1 protein-coding gene is annotated in these 1,818 nt (G+C 41.9%); it reads right to left on the bottom strand.

The window, feature by feature from the left end; genetic code table 11:
- A partial coding sequence (locus ACN0IC_RS15205) for a hypothetical protein (RefSeq protein ID WP_416879600.1) occupies nucleotides 1-1,653 on the bottom strand: 1,653 nt, incomplete at its 3' end.
- Nucleotides 1,654-1,818: the final 165 nt, after the last annotated feature.

Here is a 1,818-nt window from a genome sequence, read left to right as displayed (position 1 = left end):
GCTACACTTGCTTGACTGCTTAAAAGTTTGCCTAATTAAGACTAATTTGCCTAATGTTGCAGGGTGGTACATTGAACTAAAATTTTGGTAAAACAAAAGATCATTCCTAGGCATCTCCCAACACTCCAACAGTTGATCTGTTATTTGGTCATGCTCCAGAGTGATGTCTTGCTTACTTTTTAAGGGGTAATCTTCTTCTGTGGGAAGTTGGTTTACTGTCTTGCCTGTACTTGTTTTTGTGTCATCAGAACCCAACACTAAACAACCAAAGTCCAACCCACCCTGCCCACCACTATCACACACATTCATCATCTGTACTGTATCTATACCTCTGGTGATTTGCAGGGGACATCCCTGCTCTAGGGGTGGACTGCACACATAGGGTGGATTCAGAATAGGACATCTCTGATCAAGGGGTGGACTGCATACATAGGGTGCATTATGTGTAGTTGACATATCATTGATTGGATGTCCCCTGTGTATGCCATCCCCACCCTGACACACCAAAGTAACTACAGGGTGAGCACTTACATTCTGGTCATTTTGACTTTTTTCATTTCTAGTTTTTAAGGTTTTTCTGGTCTTGCCAAGCCAAAAAATTAATCCTTCCATTATGAACGAGCTGCACCTAAATGCTCGTTCTTTGGAGGCTGAGAATCTTACTAAGACACGAGCAAAAGTTTCACCATTTTTCTCTGCATCCAAAATGTACTTGTTTTCAGAATCTACTCGACCTTTTAAGGCCATCTCAAGGGCATCCAGAGGTTTTGTCTTTAGGTGCAGCCTATAGGCATCTTGGCCATACCCAGGATAATTTTTGTTCCTTTTATGCTTCTTAGTTGGTATATCAACCCCAATCACACTCTGTAAGGGGGCAAAACCACAGTTCACAAGACTAAACTTTTCAAAGTAACTATTTAGACTGGGACCTTTTGTAGTTGTCATTGGGTTTAGGTCATACCTCAATGAAGATGAAACACACACATTATTCACCAGCTGCTGATCGTCTTTACATGTATGTGAACAACACGCGGTCCCTGCACACATTTTGTTGACAGTTGAGTTGTCACATGATTGAAAGGTGGAATGCTTTAAATCGTCTTCCGTCCGGTAACTTTTTCTGTTCTGTCCACAAATAGTGTACTCGTAACACGCGGCATTTGAACATGTTCTTTTCTTTGGCAATTCTAAGGTGCATGCAGGGAACAAGTAAAGCTGCTCCAGTGCTGCACAACTTAAAAATTGAGTGAACATCTGGTGACACTGTGGAGTTTCATTTTCATTATAAATTTGTTTTATTTCAGAACTAAATCTCACTATGCAGGCCTGGGTGACAGAGTGATTAGAAGCAGTGATATTTTTGGCGTGATCGATCTCAGTCCAGGATTTCAAAATATCCCAAGTATTCGTTGGGAGAAACTCGCCAAAATCTTGTTTCTGTGAGTGGGTGACACTAGGAATTTCACTAGTCCCAAGCCACGAAGCAGGCAGTCCTTTGGACTGCCGCAGCAGCTGCTCGACTACACCTTCCATGACCTGAAGCTGACCAAGAATCTGAGGCCCAGGAGGACATCTGGTGAGCCAATCTGATAAGTTATGTCGTCTATCAATCTTCCTAACTGTGAACAATTTTTCATCGACTTCCATATTCATTGATATTTCGTGGAACCGAGGTGAATCGAAACTCGAGAGGAAAGAGTGAGGCAATAATAATTTCTGGAGAGAAATTATGCTATCAGACAAAAGTGCTTGAGCTGTAATATCTTTCCCTAGGGTTTTGAAAGATTCTCTTTGCTGATGAAACCAAAGCAGCTCCCT

It is taken from the genome of Litorimonas sp. (genome assembly GCA_029936425.1).
Classification (GTDB): domain Bacteria; phylum Pseudomonadota; class Alphaproteobacteria; order Caulobacterales; family Maricaulaceae; genus Litorimonas.
The sequence above is the reverse complement of the archived record's forward strand: the minus strand, read 5'-3'. Positions and strand labels throughout refer to the sequence as shown.